General features: G+C 32.5%; 17 protein-coding genes. 8 read left to right on the top strand and 9 right to left on the bottom strand.

All coding sequences use genetic code 11. The features are described 5' to 3' along the window. A partial coding sequence (locus P8V03_RS18195) for a cell wall-binding repeat-containing protein (RefSeq protein WP_318799253.1) occupies positions 1-2,076 on the bottom strand: 2,076 nt, incomplete at its 3' end. Between the two features lie 850 nt (positions 2,077-2,926). On the opposite strand from P8V03_RS18195, the gene P8V03_RS18190 reads away from it, so the two are divergent. Together P8V03_RS18190 and P8V03_RS18185 are read left to right on the top strand one after the other, a co-directional pair. Further along, a complete protein-coding gene (locus P8V03_RS18190; protein ID WP_318799252.1) occupies positions 2,927-3,682 on the top strand; it encodes a DUF975 family protein in 756 nt (251 codons plus the stop codon). Positions 3,683-4,047: 365 nt separating this feature from the next. Continuing rightward, positions 4,048-5,904, top strand: a complete 1,857-nt coding sequence (locus P8V03_RS18185; protein WP_318799251.1) for a cell wall-binding repeat-containing protein — start codon at positions 4,048-4,050, stop codon at positions 5,902-5,904. A gap of 256 nt (positions 5,905-6,160) precedes the next feature. On the opposite strand, the gene P8V03_RS18180 is transcribed toward P8V03_RS18185, so the two are convergent. Both P8V03_RS18180 and P8V03_RS18175 read right to left on the bottom strand, forming a co-directional pair. Then, a complete protein-coding gene (locus P8V03_RS18180; protein WP_318799250.1) occupies positions 6,161-6,559 on the bottom strand; it encodes a hypothetical protein in 399 nt (132 codons plus the stop codon). Positions 6,560-6,681: 122 nt separating this feature from the next. Then, on the bottom strand, positions 6,682-9,075 hold the full coding sequence (locus P8V03_RS18175; protein ID WP_318799249.1) for a tyrosine-protein phosphatase: 2,394 nt from the start codon (positions 9,073-9,075) through the stop codon (positions 6,682-6,684). Between the two features lie 245 nt (positions 9,076-9,320). Between P8V03_RS18175 and P8V03_RS18170 the strand changes: the two genes are divergently transcribed. Then, positions 9,321-10,520 (top strand): 5-bromo-4-chloroindolyl phosphate hydrolysis family protein, encoded by a 1,200-nt coding sequence (locus P8V03_RS18170; RefSeq protein ID WP_318799248.1) that lies wholly within the window; start codon positions 9,321-9,323, stop codon positions 10,518-10,520. 27 nt (positions 10,521-10,547) lie between these two features. Continuing rightward, positions 10,548-11,690 (top strand): toxic anion resistance protein, encoded by a 1,143-nt coding sequence (locus P8V03_RS18165; protein ID WP_318799247.1) that lies wholly within the window; start codon positions 10,548-10,550, stop codon positions 11,688-11,690. Between the two features lie 115 nt (positions 11,691-11,805). Here P8V03_RS18165 and P8V03_RS18160 read toward each other — a convergent pair whose 3' ends face one another. The 3 genes from P8V03_RS18160 to P8V03_RS18150 form a co-directional block, all read right to left on the bottom strand. Continuing rightward, positions 11,806-12,420: a DUF2812 domain-containing protein gene (locus P8V03_RS18160; RefSeq protein ID WP_318799246.1), complete on the bottom strand. Its 615-nt coding sequence runs from the start codon at positions 12,418-12,420 to the stop codon at positions 11,806-11,808. An 11-nt stretch (positions 12,421-12,431) separates the two neighbouring features. Further along, on the bottom strand, positions 12,432-12,743 hold the full coding sequence (locus P8V03_RS18155; RefSeq protein ID WP_261669749.1) for a PadR family transcriptional regulator: 312 nt from the start codon (positions 12,741-12,743) through the stop codon (positions 12,432-12,434). A gap of 197 nt (positions 12,744-12,940) precedes the next feature. After that, positions 12,941-13,171, bottom strand: coding sequence for a maltose acetyltransferase domain-containing protein (locus P8V03_RS18150; RefSeq protein WP_318799245.1), 231 nt, complete (start codon positions 13,169-13,171; stop codon positions 12,941-12,943). 297 nt (positions 13,172-13,468) lie between these two features. Between P8V03_RS18150 and P8V03_RS18145 the strand changes: the two genes are divergently transcribed. The 3 genes from P8V03_RS18145 to P8V03_RS18135 all read left to right on the top strand — a co-directional run bounded on the left by P8V03_RS18145 (position 13,469) and on the right by P8V03_RS18135 (position 15,859). After that, entirely contained in the window at positions 13,469-14,077 is a 609-nt protein-coding gene (locus P8V03_RS18145; RefSeq protein ID WP_318799244.1) for a spore germination protein, read from the top strand. Between the two features lie 148 nt (positions 14,078-14,225). Then, positions 14,226-14,432 carry a Ger(x)C family spore germination C-terminal domain-containing protein gene (locus tag P8V03_RS18140; RefSeq protein ID WP_318799243.1) on the top strand — a complete coding sequence of 69 codons (207 nt, stop codon included), beginning with the start codon at positions 14,226-14,228 and terminating at the stop codon, positions 14,430-14,432. 140 nt (positions 14,433-14,572) lie between these two features. Continuing rightward, the gene (locus P8V03_RS18135; protein ID WP_318799242.1) at positions 14,573-15,859 is read left to right on the top strand and encodes a glycoside hydrolase family 18 protein; all 1,287 of its coding nucleotides are present in this window, start codon (positions 14,573-14,575) and stop codon (positions 15,857-15,859) included. Positions 15,860-15,961: 102 nt separating this feature from the next. On the opposite strand, the gene P8V03_RS18130 is transcribed toward P8V03_RS18135, so the two are convergent. From P8V03_RS18130 to P8V03_RS18125, 3 genes are all read right to left on the bottom strand, one after another. Beyond that, positions 15,962-17,389 (bottom strand): glycoside hydrolase family 1 protein, encoded by a 1,428-nt coding sequence (locus P8V03_RS18130; RefSeq protein ID WP_318799241.1) that lies wholly within the window; start codon positions 17,387-17,389, stop codon positions 15,962-15,964. Between the two features lie 218 nt (positions 17,390-17,607). Then, a complete protein-coding gene (locus P8V03_RS19240) occupies positions 17,608-18,111 on the bottom strand; it encodes a CBO0543 family protein (RefSeq protein ID WP_396125065.1) in 504 nt (167 codons plus the stop codon). Between the two features lie 175 nt (positions 18,112-18,286). Further along, positions 18,287-18,577: a hypothetical protein gene (locus P8V03_RS18125; protein ID WP_261670006.1), complete on the bottom strand. Its 291-nt coding sequence runs from the start codon at positions 18,575-18,577 to the stop codon at positions 18,287-18,289. A 225-nt stretch (positions 18,578-18,802) separates the two neighbouring features. On the opposite strand from P8V03_RS18125, the gene P8V03_RS19235 reads away from it, so the two are divergent. After that, positions 18,803-18,901: transposase (locus tag P8V03_RS19235; RefSeq protein ID WP_428978990.1), on the top strand; the 99-nt coding region annotated here is incomplete at its 3' end.

Here is an 18,901-nt window from a genome sequence, read left to right as displayed (position 1 = left end):
TGTTACATTTGCATTTACAGTACTATTATTGCTTAAGGTTACTTGCACTGCACTTGGCAAACCTATTGCACTGGCCTCAGTTCCATTTGGTACATTTATGTCACTTATTGCTGCCACACTTATTATTGCTAATTCTGAGTGTGAAGATCCTCCACCGGAATTTCCTCCACCAGAACTTCCCCCGCTAGCAGCTGTGCCTGTTTCCTTGTTTCCACCTACTGTTGATGAAATTCCTTTTCCAATATTTAAGTTACTTGGTTTTTGCTCTAAGGTTGTACCTTCTGCATTTACAGATGCATTTTTTATTTCTCCCTTACCTTTTATATCTGCCGCTGCATTCAGTGTAAGTGTATTTACCTTAGCATTTTCGTCTATATTTATCATTGATCCTTTAGCATCTTTAGTAACCTCTAGTGAGCTTACATTAGTTGCTTGAACTTTTACATTTATGCTTGCTGATTCTATGGACACCTTGCCTATTTGCCCTTCACCTGCAATAGCTACATCACTCTTAGCTGATATTGTTTGTACTGACGAATTTTTCCCAATGTTTATTGAGGAATTTTTAGCTGAATCTGTAACTCTCAATGCACCTATAGTAGCATTCTCTGCAGTTACATTGGCACCTTGTCCCTTTACTTCAACATTGTCAAATTTACCAATTAGTTTTAAGGTTGAATTTTGTTGTATTGTTACATTTCCTGGTTTTGTTGCGTTAGTTTCATCTAATATTCCATTAGATTCAACCAGTATTGAATCAATACTAGCATTTTCATCTATAATTACTCTTGTTTCTTCACCTATAGGCTTGTCTAAGTGTATATTCCCAGCATTTCCATTGTGATAATGAACACTATTTGCTCCTCCACCATTAATAATAGTTTTTCCTGTTACAATTACGTTATCTAAGTCAATATTACCATCATTTACAGTAGAAGCTATTAACAAATCACCTTTGATAGTTGTATTTTTTAAATATACATCAGATGCACTTATTGTCACCGAACCACTTATTTCTCCCCCTGAATAAGTTCCTGCCTTATCATAAGTCTTAACTACAGGCACAACTGTTTTTTCATCCATAATGGTTTTTATTAGTGTATCAGGTACTACAGCTTGCCCACCTAATGCAATTGCCTTTGTATTAAGATTCAATTTTGATTTTACAAATGTATTTATACCATTATCTATGGACCCATTTGTCATCAATATAGGCGCTGACTTATTTCCAGCTAAAGCTGCTCCTGATAGAGCATCTGCGAATTCGTCTCCAGTCGGTCCCTCACCTAAAGTCAGATAAACGTTGTCAAAATTCAAATCTTTTTCAAAGTACTTTATAACCGCAAGATTAGTACCGTATCTGTTATCCCCACCTAGTCTTACTGGTGATGGAACTTCTTTTTCTATTAGTGCTGATAGAACCCCTTCTCCACCAATTATATAGGTTTCCTTGATATTATTGTTTTCTATAAATTCTTTTGCATATTCCGATAAATTGCTTGTAGGTGATAATAATATAGGCATTCCCAACTTAGAAGCTACCGCAGATATTGATAAAGCATCAGGAAAATTTTCACCTGAGGCTATGACTACTTTATCTGTCTTGTCTAATTTTTCAGCTATCATTATGGAAGTTTCATATCTATCTTTTCCACCAATTCTATCAATATTTGTGTACCCAACTGCTTTTAGTTTGTCTTCTACATTTGTAGAAATTGAAGCTGTACCACCAACTAATATAATATTTTTTGCTTGTAGTCTAGCTAACTCATTTATAGTGTTTTCACTTATGTAACTTGATGGTGTTAACAGAATTGGTGCATCGTACTCCTGCGCTAAAGGTCCTGCACATAATGCATCTGCAAATTTCTCTCCACTTGTGATTATTACGGTATCTGCTTTATCCCATCCTCCCTGCGATATTGCTATAGATGTTTCATATCTGCTTTCTCCTGCTAACCTATGTGTTGAAACTGTATTTACCGATGATGCCTGTACCTGTGTTGTACTTAATAAAACTCCTTGAGATATTACTGCAGCAAATGCTAATGCACACAATATTCTTTTACTCTTCATATATTTTCTCCTTCTAAGCGTATAGCTCTAATTGCTCCCAAAATATTTTAAAAGCTTCAATTTTGACTAATAATACGAGTTAGCTTTATCCTAGCTAAATCTTATACTGCTTTAACTTTTTTAGTGTTCTTTTAATTTCTTCAGTTCATAACTCCTCTAAAATATAATCCACAATCTCCTTTTGTAAATCCTTGTAAGCACATTCTTCTTTACCTATAACAATAATAAAAGAAACTTTTCGTCTTATTTTTTAGCAATCCTATCATCTACAATTACGATATCTAATGCGTATCATTCCCCTTTTCCCATTTTTCGAAAAATATACTCAATTGTTAAAGTTATCTATTCTTTAAAAATAATTTTATCATGAAATGTGAATTTTTTGTAGAATTTTAGTTAATATTTTATGTCTATTTTTATATTTTTATGTGTATTTTAATTCCTCTACTACCCTTTTTTTACTCATTTTTCATCATTATGTATATATCAAGCATCATAATGAGACAATATGTGTCTCTTTAGTATAATCTTATTTAAATATAATGTTACAGTTGATACAGTCTATTTAAAGAATTAGTGATGCTTTTGTGGTAAATAGCATATTTATTTAATATGCTAATAGTTTTATTTAACTTAAAAATCATGAGAAAAAACAAGCAATTAAATGCAGCAGAAAGGCTATCCTTGTTTGAAAGGTATAATTAATTACTAAGGGCAAATATGTGCATTTGAGCAACTTGATATATAGTATTAAATAACTTATTATATATTTATAACAACTTCTTAATTCGATAAGTTTTACAGCGTGATTTTTGAAGTAGATTAATAATTTAGATAGGAGATAGATTTTATGTGGTCTAGAAAAGAATTAAAAGATAAAGCTAAGGCAGTTTTAAAAAAATCCTATTGGGGTGCATTTGGAGTTAGTATAGTTATTGCCCTAGCAGGAGGTAACAATTGGGGAGGCGGAAGTGGTTCTCACTCTAGAAACTCTAGTGACTCTATTTATTCAAACTTCCATAATAGCGGCTTTATGCTTTGGGAATTTGTATCAATTATACTAATTATCCTTGCAGTAACAATAGCTCTTCGTATTTTTATTGGTTATAGTTTAGAAGTAGGCGGCCAGAGATATTTTATTAAGTCTGCTGAATATAAGGATAATAAAAAATGCTTTAGTTTTGGATTTAATAGGCAAAATTATATGGGTATAGTTAAGACAATGTTTTTAACTAAGGTTTTTATCTTCCTTTGGACTCTGCTATTAATCATACCTGGAATCATTAAATCCTATGCCTACAGAATGGTACCCTATATTCTTGCTGACAATCCAAACATTGGAGCTCGAGAAGCCATTGCTCTAAGTAATGAGATGACTAAAGGCCATAAATTTAATATGTTTATATTAGATTTATCCTTTATTGGATGGTACTTGCTAGGTGTATTAGCCCTAGGAATAGGCGTACTTTTCGTAATGCCTTATCAGAACGCTACAAACGCTGAGCTATATTTAGTGTTGAGAAAAGATGCTTTAAAAAACGACTTGTGCAGCCGTCAAGATTTATTATTAACTGAATGGATCTCAGATAACAATAATATGTACTAAAATCACTTATACCCCTTATGCTTTAAAACATAGGGGGTATAAGTTTTAAGTTGCTTTAGTTCCTTTTGATACACTATATCACCATGTCATATTTTTATTTCTATAATATATATAAAGCCATTATTTTCACTTATAAAATTATCTTTAAAGTTGCAACTAGACATTACTTTGTTATCAGTTTTAGATACTAAATAATTATAAATTTTCTCCTTTGTTATTTTGTTAGATACAATGCTATATATGGTTAATCCGCATAAGAACTATTTTTACACAACAGTCACTATTAATGTATAAAACCCTATGTTATAATGTTACTCATATTGCAAATAATGTTAAATTATAAGGATTAAATAGGGGGAATTTGATTGAGAAAATTAGTAATATTAATTAGTATTATAGTGTTTATAACTGGAGATTTTTATATTGTACATGCTGAAAATAGTTATAATACAATCAGAATAGGTGGGATTGATAGATACGACACATCAGCAAACATAGCTAACAATTTTTTTAATAGTAATTTTAAAAATATGATTGTAGCAAGTGGAGAGGACTTTCCTGATGCTATAACAGGATCTATACTTTCTAAAAAACTGGATGCCCCAATTTTATTAGTGAGTAAAACAGCAGAAGAATATAAAAATTGGGGATTTACATCTAGATTACAGGCAGAAGGAATTATATATATATTGGGAGGAGATGGCTCAATAAATAGCCTATATGAAAAGTTGTCTAAAGGTTATAAATCTATAAGGTTAAGTGGCATGGATAGATTTAGCACCAACAGTTCAATTGTAAATCATGCTGATGTAGCAAAAGGAACTCCTGTTATTATAGTCAATGGCTTTGAATTTGCCGATGCTTTGAGTGCTTCAAGTATATCAGCCATAAAAGGTTACCCACTAATTATGAGTAATAAAGACAAACTTAATGATAATGCAACTAAAATTTTGAAAAATATTGAGCCATCCCAGGTATTTATAATAGGAGGGCAAGGTTCCATAAATGATAACGTAGTTGATAATATAAAGAATATTATCAACGTCTTAGAAGATAGTAAAATAATAAGAATTAGTGGAGCAAATAGATATGAGACTTCCTTAAATATATGCAAATATTTTAATATCAATGGAGATACAGCAATAATTGCAAGTGGTGAAGATTTTCCCGATGCTTTAAGTGGAAGCGCATTAGCAGCAAAATTAAATGCACCAATTATACTTACAAATGGAAGAGATATTTCATCTCAAAAAAATTATTTAGATACTACTAATTATAAAAACTTAATTTTAATTGGAGGAAAAAGTTCGATAAGTGAAGAGGTTGAAAATAAATTGACTACAATATCCAATAACTCTATTGTTACGTTTACTGATAAAAATCTAGAAAATGTAATACGAAAGAATATAAACAAACCAAGTGGAGATATATATAGTACTGATGTTAAAAATATTATTAAGTTGGATGCTGGATACAGTTCAATAAATAATTTAAATGGAATTGACAAGTTAACTAATTTAAGGGAATTAAATTTATCTCAAAATAATATTACAAATATTGAAGCATTAAAGCACTTAGTTAACTTAGAAATTCTTCACCTATCTAATAATATAGATCTGAGTGATATAACCCCTATTACATGTCTATATAAGCTAAAATTACTTAATATAGGATCGACCAAAATAGAAGATATAAAAATATTAGGTAATTTAAACAATTTAACAATACTTGAATTAGACAATAATGGATTAAGTGACATAAGCCAACTTGAGAATTTAAATAATTTAACAACTCTTTCGTTAACTGGAAACCAAATAAGTGATATAGATGCATTAAAAGAACTTACTAGCTTGCAAGTACTTTATTTATCTAATAATAAATTGAATGATATAACTGATATTAAGAATCTAGTAAATTTAAACGAACTTTACTTAAATGGGAACCAAATTACAGATATAAGTATTCTTAAAGATCTAAAAAATTTGAATAAGCTCTATTTGAGTGGAAACCAGATTGCTAATATAAGTGTCCTTAAAAATCTACTAAATTTAAATAGGCTTTCTTTAGAGGGAAACCCGATAACAGATATATCTTCTTTGAAACAATTAAGTAATTTAAAGCAACTATTTTTATCGGATAATGTGGGAATTTATCCCGACATTGAACAATTAAAAAAAGAGTTACCAAATTGTACTGTAGTTTTATTTAAACCTTCCTATTAGCAAATTGTGTAAATCTTCTAAGACGTACTACTGCCATTGGCTAGTGCTTTCCACTACCAAGCCCACATAGTACTTTCACCATCAAGTTGTTGCCTATGCTGGATACAATCGAGTAGGAGCTGAATAATTATTTACCAACTACTTTTACTTGATCTCTTTAAAAAACTATATTAGATGAACTTATATAAAATTCTTTCTCCACCTAATATCTACTAAACTATAAATATTATATACCAACAACTTCAAATTATTAACCTTAACTTTTATTGTGATTTTCCATATTTTCTTTCTCTTTTAATTGGTTATACTTATTCTGGTCTTCATTCCAGGATACATAACTTAGTAAACCTACAATAACACAAAATGACAAATACTCAAACAATGTTACTGTTTGCGCTTGTTTTTTATACAATACACTAATACCGTTCATTATACCGAAGGTAATAGTCATATAAATAATTTTTTTAATGATATAGTTTAATATGCCTTTTTCTTGTGCCTTTTCCCAATAATTAATAAAGCTTTCATCATCTTGATAAAATATCCTTGAAATTTTACTTGGCTTTATTAAATTTTTCTTAATGAGGCCTCGAAATGTTAGAGTTATAAGCCCAACTGCCAAAAGAGCACTAAATGCTATATCCTCTATTTTCATATTAATTCCCCCCAATTAATAGCTGTATAGATAATATTTCATGTAATATAACTGTTATAAAACAGGACCTTGCCTATGATGCAAAGTCCTGTTTTATAATCTTTATGTTTTTCTTAATAATTTTACTTATTTGGAAGGACTAATTTCTGTCCAACATAAATTATGTTATCATTTTTAACTGCGTTCTCATTAAGCTTACGAATCTCTATATAACGTTTGCCGTCTCCGAGATTTTTCTTAGCTATACTCCATAAAGTATCTCCCTTAACCACAGTATAAGTTACCACTTTATTATCTTCTTTGCTACTGTTATTGCTTGTGTCATTGTTCTTGTTTCCTTCTGAAGCTGCAACTTCTGTAGAAAGATTAGCCTTTAATGTCTCAATCTGTTTATCTGTCATACCCCCTGATAGAAGATAGTTCTTTGCACTTGCTGCAAGGTCTGCTTTGTCTAAATCAGAGTTGTCTGCAATAACTTTAAGCATTGCAAGTACATCTTCAGAAATTAGTTTGTATTGGTCTGTGTCTTTTTTAACACCATAATAATTAATATAGCTTTCCATGTAATCTTCAACAATCTCATCCTTTGATGCACCCATTAAAGCCCCTACTAGTGCTCCGTAAAAGCCTGTACGATCCTTACCTTCTGTGCAATGGAAAAGATAAGGTCCTTTATTCTCTGACATAAATACCATAGCTTTAATTATGCTTGCTTTAAACTCACTGCTTTCATATGCAAGTCTCATATTTAGAGGTAATACTTGATTATTCTTGTAAAGGCTTGCATAATATGGAGATGCAAAGTCCTTTGCTTCAAGATATTTATTAATATTATCAGCTGAATCGGCAAGATTAACAACTCTATTTATTTTAGCTTCCTTAATAAGCTTGTCCGCATAGGAAGCACGTCCAAGTTCGTTATTTATTGGACTTGAGCTGCGATAAAGTACACCTTTTGCAATATTACCCATTGTAACGTTACGGAAGTTAGCAAATACCTCATCGGAGGAATAATCCTTACGTTCATTAGTACGTGCTAGCTTACGAATCTGGTACTGAGCCAGATATCCCTCTGGACGGCTAAGCATAATTGTTACTTTACTGCCAGCCTTTACATTAGCTACCTCATTGAGCTTTCCATAGTTGATACATACTGCTATATTGGTCTGTCCTGGATATGCACGCACTAGTGGTTTTCCATTGTCCACATAGTAACCATCTAAAAATGGTGCTTCCATTACAAAACCGTTATCAAATATAACTGTTACCATATCACCTGTTTTAAAGCCTAATTTATAGAAATCATTAATTAAAATATCAGTTGATGCATGTCCATATTTCTCTATCTCTGTAACTGAACCTGCTGCACTTGGAGTTTTATAAATAGAATTAGCTGAAAGCTTTGTCTTAAGAGCTTTAATCTCATTTGAAGTCATACCGTATTTTTTTAGATACTTTTCTGCAGCTGCTGAGAGGTCAACTGCTGAGATATCGCTGCCCTTTTTATAGCCGCAAACAACTGTAGTTAATGATTGAACTATATTGTTATTTGCTATTGATGTATACTGATCGCTGCCCTTTTTAACTTTATAATAGTTCTCGTAAGTAGTCATGTAATCTGCAGATACTTCATCAAGCTTTGCACCCATAAGAGACTCTAGAAGTGCACTTACAAAGCCTGCTCTGTCTTTTCCTTCTGTACAGTGAATAAGATAAGGTCCCTCATTTTTGCTTAGGAAACGGAGTCCTTCAGCTAATTTTTTTCCGAAGTCTTCTCCTGCAATATCAACATCCATATCTAAGGCTTTAACTTTGCCTGCATCATATAGTGACTTATAATAGTCAGAATTAAAATCCTTTGATGCAAAATAACCTTTTATTTCTTCATCTGAATCAGCTAAGTTAAGCACTGTTTTTACTCCTGCAGCCTTAGCTAGTGTATCAGAATAGGCAGCACGCTTTAACTCATTATTTACAGGACTGCTGCTTCTGTATAAAACAGCTGGCTTAATTCCAGTAGTTGTTATATTGCGGAAATTTGCAAATATAGAATCTGTTGCATAGTCAGAGCGTACATTGGTACGTTTTAACTGATGAAGTTGGTACTCTGAAAGATATCCTTCCTTTTCTGATAAGGAGAATGTTACTTTATCCCCTACTTTTATATTATATTTGGTAGAAAAATTGCCCATGTTAATTGCCACAATTAGTGATTTATTTACCTGGTCATCACGTACTACCAGGCTTCCTGTATCTACATCACTATAAGATGTGCAAAATGGCATTTTAAGTGCGTTATCACCTACTGTAACTTTTAGAATATCACCTAATTTGTAGCCTGCACTATATAATGCCTCAGGTTTAATATCCATTGTAAGATTACCGTATTTTTGTACTTCCACAACAGTTGCCGCTACCTCAGCATAGCTGTCTGCTGCTTTGGCTGGAATCGTTAAGGAAAATGTCATCATAATAATAACTAAAAATAGTGAAAAAATTTTTTTTGCCTGTTTCATGTTTCTCCCCCTTAAAGTTTTATATAGAATATATTCAAGAAAATTATGCATTTTCCTTCAATTATTACCAACATTTTTCCTATTTTACTGTTGTATGTAAAATCATCAATTAAAGTTAGTTAACTTGGATTAATCTCACTAGGAAGTTGTTACAAATTGTAATTTATAAAAGAATGATATATAATAGAGCCAAAATATTATTACAGTTGTAGTAATCTATAAGAAAATAATTTGGAGGAATTGTTATGAGAAAAAGAGATTTTTCTGATTTAGAGGACCAAATTAGAGATACATTAAAAAATGCCTTTAACGCTATAGATTTTGCTGGATTAAAAGAGGATATAAACAGTAAAACTGAGAGTGTTTTTAATGAGGCGAAAAAGAATTTAAAGAATAATTCACAGTTTTTTAATGAAACAGTTAAAAATAAAACTCTCAACAAATATAAAACTGTTACCAGTATATATTCAAAGGATAAAAATAAAATCCAAAGGTATATTCCTAAAAGACCAGCTGGAAGTATATCAGGAATACTCTATATGATATTGGGATTTGCAGGCTGCGGAGTATTTGGAGCTTTGTTAACTATGTATTCTATATTTACCTCTTTCTTTACTGTAGTTTCAACAGCTAATTTTATTACTTTAGGAATTATCTTTTCTTTTTTTCTATTGAGTTTAGTCTCAGCCCTAAGAGGTATAAGTTTAAGAAAAAAAGTAAAGCGTTTTAAAGGGTATGTAAAAGCCTTAGACAATCAAAATTATTGTTCCATAGAAAAATTAGCTTCTGCTGTTAGAATGAAACCTAAGTTTGTTGTGAAGGATTTAAGAAATATGGTTCATTTAGGTATGTTTCCACAGGCACATATTGATGATAAAGAAGCATACTTCCTGCTAAATGATGAAGTTTACGAGAACTATTTAAATTCGCAAGAGGCTCTTAAGCATCGTAATGAAGAAGAACTAAGAAGACAAGAGGAGTTAAAGAAAGAAACAAATAATCCTGAAAAAAGAGAATTGAGATATGCACTGGAGCTGGGAAAGGACTATATTGAACAGATAAAAAATACCAGTGATGCTATTAATAGAGAGGAAATCGGATTAAAATTACACAGACTTCAAAATATTATAAGCCAGATATTTAACTATGTAGAGAATAACCCTAAAAAGCTCCAGGAGGTTAATAAATTCACTAATCATTACCTTCCTATAACCTTAAAGTTAGTTAATGCATATAAGGAGCTAAATGATCAGCCCGTTCAAGGAGAAAATATAAAGAAGGCAAAGAATGAAATTGAAAAATCCATAGATGTTATAAATATGGCTTTTGAGAAGCTCTTAGACGATTTATTTGGAGAAGTGGCCTTAGATATTTCTACAGATATTTCTGTACTTGAAACCTTGTTTACTCAAGAAGGGCTGACTAAGAATGATTTTAAAAAATAATATTAAAGGAGAAAGGGGAATTTGAAAATGGAGAAGGGATTTAAAGAAAATAGTGATATAGTGCCAAGCTTAACCTTTGAACCTTTTCAAGATGAGGTTCCTACAATTAAGGTAAAAGAAGAAAATACTGAATCAGAAGTTCTTGATGATAGTTACTTAACAGAAGAAGAAAAAAAGATGGTTGATGAGTTCGTAAACAAAATTGATATAACTAGCTCCAACTCAATTCTACAATATGGAGTAGGTGCTCAGAAAAAAATTGCAGACTTTTCCGAAACTGCTTTAAATAATGTAAGGACTAAGGAATTAGGTGAGATAGGTGATATTCTCTCTAATGTAGTAGTTGAGCTAAAAAACTTTGATGCTGGAGATGAGAAAAAGGGCTTTTTAGGCTTCTTTAAGAAAACTTCACAGAAGCTTTCTAATATGAAGGCAAAATATGAGAAGGTTGAAGGAAACATAAACAAAATTTGTACCACCCTTGAAAAGCATCAGATACAGCTTTTAAAAGATATTGCTATGCTTGATAAAATGTATGAAATAAATAAGGTATATTTTAAAGAGCTTTCCATGTATATTTTAGCTGGAAGAAAAAAACTTGCAAAATTGGAGAAAGAGGAACTGCCTATACTGGTAGAAAGAGCAAAAGCTAGTGGACTTCCTGAGGATGCGCAGGCAACAAATGATTTTGTAGCCCTTTGTAACCGCTTTGAGAAAAAAGTTCATGATTTGGAGCTAACTAGAATGATTTCCCTTCAAATGGCTCCTCAGATTCGCTTAGTTCAAAATAATGATTCTTTGATGTCTGAGAAAATACAATCTACCATTGTAAATACCATTCCTCTTTGGAAGAGCCAAATTGTGCTAGCTCTTGGAGTTGCTCATTCTAGTAATGCAGCTAAAGTTCAACGTGAAGTAACAAATATGACAAACGAACTTCTACGTAAGAATGCGGAAACCCTTAAAATGTCAACTATAGAAACAGCTAAAGAATCTGAGCGTGGAATTGTGGATATCGATACTCTTCGCAAGACAAATGAATCGTTGATTTCAACTCTTGATGAAGTGCTTCGTATACAAACAGAGGGACGTCAAAAACGTAAAGAGGCTGAAGCAGAATTGCAAAATATTGAAGAACAATTAAAGAATAAGCTTTTAAAGCTTAGATAACAACATATTTTCTCCATAATAGTTTAAGGCTAAAACTACTATAAATACTTCAAAGGAGGATCAGAACTAACTAAGCAGATAGTTTCGATCCTCCTTTGAGGTATATTAATTAAGTTTAGCTTTTCTTATAAGATAAAAACTTTTCATAGGACTTCTTTGCTTTTCTTGCCCAATACCCGTATAAAATAGCACCTATTGCGCAGAAGGCAACTGGTAAAACTCTCATAAGCATAAATGGAAACTCAAACCAGAAAGCTCTCCAAAATTCATTTCCTTCCTTTTGCCACAGACCAGGTGTTAAAAAGAATAGCTCTGATAAATTAAACTTAACGCTTATCAATACCACAACTACTGCTAAAACTAGAGACCCTACCCATGTTAAACACCTCTTTTGTAAACGAATATACCTTTCTGCTCTTGATTCTTCATCTGAAAATATATCGGATATAGCTTGCTGAGATAGTTTTAAAAAGTATTGCTGACCAGACCCCTGTGTTCCGTAAATGTGTTTCCAGCCGCTGTCTTCAAATATTGAAATATAGTCCAAAAAATCTGATTTTTTATTAAAAATACGGTAGTCTACCTTATAACATCTATTCTTTGAATCAGATTTTTTAAAATGATATAGTCCTAAAGAAGAACGTTTTACAAATTCAAATCCTTTTTGCGCCATGTCATTTAGGTATTGTTCTTCCTGTTCAAAATCAGCAAAAACCTTAAACTGTTTCATTTTTTTCCCTCCTAAAAACCAAATTCTTCTGCTATTTTAATAATGTGCCTTAATCTCATTGTCTCAAGCTGTAAAACCTCATTGCCCATATCTGTAAGCTTGTAAACCTTTCTTCGAGAGTCCTCTGATTTTACTGATTCAATCAACTTTTGTTTTGTAAGGTTATCAAGGGCACCGTACATAGTTCCCGCAGCAATCCTAACTTTACCGTCACTCAAACTTTCTACTTTTTGCATTACAGCATACCCATGTGCTGCCTCTTTCAACGCTAACATAATGTAAAAGGTAGTTTCCGTTAGTGGTAAAAACTTTGTTAGATTCATTTTATCCTCCATCTCCTTATATACAACCGAACTATACAGTTTAACTATATAGTTGTATTGTATATCGTCGAACTGTATATGTCAATAGTAAATAAGCTGTAATTTGCATTATCAATAAATTACAGCTTACTATAACCTTGATATAGACCTTACACATCACTAAAATTCAATAGTTAACCTATAAGCATTACAAAGTACTAAAGGCTTCTAATAACCCTGCATGGATTCCCTGCGGCAATTACGTTATCAGGTATATCCTTAGCTACACTCAACTGCTTTAAAAGCTCTTGCCTTCTCTCTTTTTCACTTGGCTTTGTGTAGTTAAATTGAAAGGTTAAATCTCTTGCAAAATCTCTTTCTTTAACCAATTCTTCATCCCCAGCATTATAAAAGTCACCTGCCAGCATTTTTTCCTTTTCACTTTTCATAATCCTAATCTCCTCCTCTATCATAGATTTATATCCTAATGTGAAGCTTCCCTATGAACTAGAGTTTTCCTGTTAAAAAATTATATTTAAGGATTATCCTACTTATGCTAACACAGTTACTGCATTATTAATAATGAAATTAATGTTCATAATATACCTTGCGGAGAAACAACTATTCTCTACGATTCAACTAAAGTGATAGAGAGTATTCATGGATGGAAACACAGTCTTTGTTTGCGAACAGATTCCTTTTGCTGTAGCATGCATGTTCTTTCTACAGAAAGACCGGATAAGACTATGGCAGCCCTTATTATTGCTATATTATTACCATATATGTATATTTCTATAACTTCTTTCCACTACTATGCTGTTCCTTTAGATCTGCTTATACCTTTAGCAGAATCTAGAGCAAGGGTGCCCTTTCCTCCTATTGTAGAGGCACTGATTTTAGAGTTTACAATTGAAATGGTAAGAGAAGGGGCAATTCGTCTTCCCACATACATTGGTACTTCCATTAGTGTAGTTGCCGGTTTAATCATTGGGCAAGCTGCAGTAGAGGCAGGTATAGTAAGCAATCTATTAATTATTATAGTGGCGGCTACAGCAATTGCATCCTACGTTTTGCCCTCACAGGACATGGCAATGGCCATACGTATTTTACGTTTCGTTTATATGATATCCGCCTCCATCTTTGGTATTATCGGAATCGTAGTATCTACCGCTTTAACCTTTGCCCATTTAACTAGAATAGAATCACTAGGTCAGCCTTACTTTCAACCTTTTTCCCCATTAGATACAAATGGTCTAAAGGATAGTATATTAAGATTGCCCTTGAAGAAAATGAAAAAACGACCTTATATGACTAGAATTAAAAATAAATTCAGGAGTGGAAATGATGAAGGGTAAGCATAACATAACATAACATCAAAGCAAATGGCTCTGTTAACATTCTTCTTATAGTTTATTTGCTGCTGCAAGTGCCCGTATTTTTTCAGTCTTCCTAAGGCTTACGCTGCTCCTTCGAACACCAGTTTTTATACTAGTTCCCTTTGTTATGTTACCATCAATTTATCTGGTTATGAAACTTTTAAAACATCTTTCTCAAGTAGGATCAGACCCAGTAGGCTTCGGTGAAATATTACGGACAAAAGAGAACAAGTACTGGAAATCTATTAAGTGGAAGGATTTATATAAATATGCATACTTTAATGTGGAAGCAAAGATTAACTTTGACTTTTATGGGGCTGTAACTAATCAATAAACTTTACAAAAAATCATTAAAATCCGCTCAGTAATTTTGCCTACTGTATTTTATAATATAATTTAATGAAATTTTTTTAGTACACTTCTCCTTCTACTTCATATAATGATATTGGATAATTTTTATAAGAAGGAGATATTATGCAGATTCACGTTGTTCAACCAGGACAGTCAATATTTGATATTGCCCGAATATATAATTCTACAGTTTCAGCAATTGTAGGTTCCAATGAAGTTCCAAATCCTAATCAATTAGTAGTTGGGCAAACGTTAGTAATTCCTATAGTTGGAATGTACTATTGGGTTCAACCGGGAGATAGCTTGTACAGTATTGCACGTAGATTTGGAATAAGCTATCAAAGACTTGCACAAATTAATGGAATTCCACCTACCAGACCTCTTCAGGTTGGATTTAGATTGTATATTCCTCCACGCCCTAGAAGAAGTGCAGAAATAAATGCCTATGTTGAACCAATAGGTGGAACAGTTGCCCCTGCATTGCAGCAGTCAGCTCGAAGCACAGCACCATTTTTGACATATCTAGCACCTTTTAGTTTTAGAATTAAAAGAGATGGTTCCCTAGAAGCTCCTCCATTAGATAACTTCCCTGCCATCGCCAGAGCTAATAATGCAACCTTGATGATGGTAGTTACTAATCTTGAACAAGGACAATTCAGTAGAGAGTTAGGAAGAGTGGTTCTGACAAACACAGAAGTACAAAATCGCTTACTTGATAATATCATTGCAACAGCAAAACAGTATAACTTTAGAGATATACATTTTGATATGGAGTTCTTGCCACCTGAATTAAGAGAAAACTATAACAACTTCTTAAGAAAGGCAAAAGCAAGACTATCTGCAGAAGGATTCCTGATGTCTACAGCTCTAGCACCAAAAACAAGTGCCACTCAAACAGGTGGCTGGTATGAAGCTCACGATTATAAAGCTCATGGGCAAATTTCAGACTTTGTTGTGTTAATGACTTATGAGTGGGGATATAGTGGCGGCCCACCAATGCCTGTTTCTCCAATAGGTCCTGTAAGACAAGTAATTGAATATGCTTTAACTGAAATGCCTGCTTCTAAAATTATGATGGGGCAAAATTTATATGGATACGATTGGACACTTCCTTTTGTACCTGGAGGACAATTTGCAAGAGCAGTCAGTCCTCAGCAAGCTATTCAGTTAGCAGCAGAAAATAATGTTCCAATTAAATATGATTATACAGCGCAAGCCCCTAATTTTGATTATACCGATGCTCAAGGAAAACAGCATAAAGTGTGGTTTGAAGATGCTCGATCAATTCAAGCAAAATTTGATCTTGTAAAGGAACTAGGTTTACGAGGAGTTAGCTATTGGAAATTAGGTCTTTCCTTCCCACAAAACTGGCTTCTTATAGAAGAAAATTTTGATGTAGTAAAACGATAAACTATATTATAATGTGACAAATTACCCAGATGCAATACTTACATAGGTATTGTATCTGGGTAACTTAATTAGTAACAGTTAACAATTTATTTTTATGTTCTTTTACTGTAATGCTTCTCCATTTGTGGCGATAATATTTTTATACCAGTAAAAGCTCTTTTTCCTATATCTCCCCAATGTACCTGTTCCATCATCATTACGGTCTACATATATGAAACCATACCTCTTTTTTAGTTCTGCCGTTGTTGCACTAACAAGGTCAATACATCCCCAGGTGGTGTAACCCATCACTTCAACACCATCTTTTATTGCTTCAGCTACCTGAACTAAATGATCATTTAGATACTTAATTCTATAATCATCAATTACTGTTTTATTACCCTTTTCATCTGTCACTAATTCATCAACAGCACCTAATCCATTTTCAACAATAAATAATGGCTTTTGGTAGCGATCATAAAAAAGATTAAGAATGTAACGTAAGCCCTGTGGATCTATTTGCCATCCCCACTCTGATGCTTCAAGGTATGGATTAGAAACACCGGAAATAATATTTCCTGCTCCGCTTCCGGCTTTCTTTTTCTCAGGGTCTGCCGTTGCACAGGAGCTCATATAGTAACTAAAGGAAATAAAATCCACTGTATTTTTAAGTACCTCTTCATCTCCTGGTTCCATATGAATCTTAATATTATTCTCTTTAAAATATCTATTCATATACTTAGGATATGCTCCTCTTACCTGAACATCTGCAAAGTACAGAATTTCTCTATCCTGCCTCATTGCTTCTAGTACATCACTTGGGTGAGGAGTTAATGGGTAATTTGGTACACCAAGGATCATACATCCTATTTTTGCATCTGGCATCATTTCATGACCAATTTTAACTGCCAAAGCACTTGCTACTAATTCATGATGAATTGCCTGGTATAAATCCTGCTTCGTTAGCTTTTCCTTATCTGTAAATATTCCACCGCTCATATAAGGTGCATGTAATACTGAATTAATTTCATTAAAAGTAAGCCAATACTTAACTTTATCTTTATATCTACCAAAGATTGTTCTTACATAATTTTCATAAAACCCTACTAGCTTACGATTTACCCAGCCATCATAATTCTTCGAAAGAGCAAGTGGAGTCTCGTAGTGAGAAATTGTAATAAGCGGCTCAATTCCATGTTTTAAACATTCATCAAATAAATCATCATAGAATTTTAAACCCTTCTCATTTGGCTCTGCATCATCACCATTTGGAAATATCCTAGACCATGCAATAGACGTTCTAAAGACTTTAAAGCCCATCTCTGCAAATAGCTTAATATCTTCTTTATATCTATGATAAAAGTCAATTCCTATTAGCTTCATATTATCCTCTGTTGGTTCCTCTGTAATTGGCCCCGTAATCCCTCTTGGTGCTATATCCTGTGTTGATAAACCTTTACCATCCTCATTATATGCACCTTCACATTGATTTGCGGCAACTGCTCCACCCCATAAGAAACCTTCCGGGAATTTTTTTTCTAACTTGCTCATAATTGCTACCTCCTAGTTTTAGCTCAAAATCTTACTTTTTTAGATATTGAGTATAAAACTATTTTATGGATTTGCACAATAAATATATATTTCACTTCACTTTTGGTAATGGCATAATTTGAATATTTTTTCACGTCAAATAGAAGTAGAATCACTAGAAATGTCAAAAGAAGCTTTAAAGGTTATAGGAAATAACCTTTAATTTAAAATATCATGAGTTACTTTATAGTGCTTAATGGTGGCTTAAATACAAATATTATAACTATAAAAATTACAGCAGAAAACAACCAAGCAAGTGCTGGATTTGTATCGTGTAATCTAATAAGGGGAAACTGATATAAGTTATGTAAAGCAGACCACCAAAGATTCCAGCCATTAAAATAAACAACTAAACCGATAGAATAGAAGAATAATTCTATGAAGGTATATAAGCAAGCCCATTTTAATACATATATTACTTTTTTGCTTAACTGTTTTGGAAAGTAAGGATTAAATAATAGTACGGTACTAGGGAAAATTGTAAAAGCCGCAATTATATTAACTAAATTATGTGGTAGATATGTTGAAATATAAATCCACTGACTAAAGTTATAAAACACTATACTGTGGATTAAATTACCTAAGATAAAGAACAGCATAGTTGGATAATAACGCCAAAAGTTTTGCCAGTCGCCCCATTTATAAGCTGCACAAATCCATGTAAAACAATGTAGTATATGCATTTTACACACCATCTCTTTCTACTTATATAGCATGCATTATATAAATAGTCTACCCATAGACAAATATAAAATGCCAGCTTATAAGACGTAATGCAAAAACAATTCAATAGATGGCAATTTGCAGCAGAGGTTAGTAATAAAGCCACGCTATCAATGATAGAATGGCTTTTAATTATTAAGCTATGATATAAATTTTTACTTCTGGGTCTGCATTCCATAGAGGTTGCAATCCCACAAATACATCGTTTTTGAACATTTCACTTGATAAGTAAGCATTTGCATTTTCAACGCTGTCGAAACCATGAAGAACTTGAACATCTTCATCACGAATCAAAAGATCTTTTGTTAAAGCACCTTTGATTGTTTTAAGGAAAGGTCCTCTGTAGTCTGTGTAGACCTTTGCAGCAGCTTGACGATTATTATTGTCGATTTTCATTGTGATTTCCAAATAAGCATTTACTTTCATGATAATACCTCCTGAATAATTATTAGTAGCTCTTATTGATGAACTTGTATGAATTATAACAAGATGACTTGGAAAACAGAATATATTAGCAAATTTATGAGTCACTAATAAAATTCATAGTAACTTTTATTTTATAAAGAATTGTCATATGACGTGATATACTAAAGTTGTAACACTGGTTTCGCAGAATCTAGTATAATAAGATTTAAGAAAGTGGTGTTATAAATGGCAAATAAAAAATATAGTAAAGAATTTAAGGAAAAAATAGCTAAACTAATCCTAGAAGATGGAAGAACTCTATCAAGTGTCTCAAAAGAATATAAT

Origin of the sequence: Clostridium tanneri, from assembly GCF_033659955.1 — a bacterium.
Taxonomy (GTDB): Bacteria; Bacillota; Clostridia; order Clostridiales; family Clostridiaceae; genus Clostridium_AM; species Clostridium_AM tanneri.
The sequence above is the reverse complement of the archived record's forward strand: the minus strand, read 5'-3'. Positions and strand labels throughout refer to the sequence as shown.